The organism is Streptococcus sp. UMB1203 (assembly GCF_030217725.1).
Classification (GTDB): Bacteria; Bacillota; Bacilli; order Lactobacillales; family Streptococcaceae; genus Streptococcus.
The window spans coordinates 1-214 of the sequence record NZ_JASOOK010000093.1 but is presented as its reverse complement, the minus strand read 5'-3'; the positions used below and the strand labels follow the sequence as shown (position 1 = coordinate 214).

At 45.8% G+C, this 214-nt stretch carries 1 protein-coding gene; it reads right to left on the bottom strand.

Going from position 1 to position 214, the window contains the following annotated elements; translation table 11 throughout:
• Positions 1-214, bottom strand: a 214-nt coding sequence (locus QP439_RS09100; protein ID WP_502961739.1) for a hypothetical protein, incomplete at both ends; no start/stop codon positions are given.

The following is a 214-nucleotide window of genomic DNA, read 5'->3' as shown; positions in this document are numbered from 1 at the left end:
TACCTGCATTTGGCTTAGCTGCGTCGTCTGCTGTCTTAGTTAAGTCTGCTGCTGGAATAACGGCTGTGTTTCCTGATAGTGTTGTCACTGTAGCGTTTCCTTTATCGTCTACTACTACAGTCGCACCTGGATTCACGGCTTTAACTTTGTCTTCGATGGCTTTCTTCTCAGCATCTGTAAGTTTTTCTGGGTTCGCTACCACAGTCTTATCTGC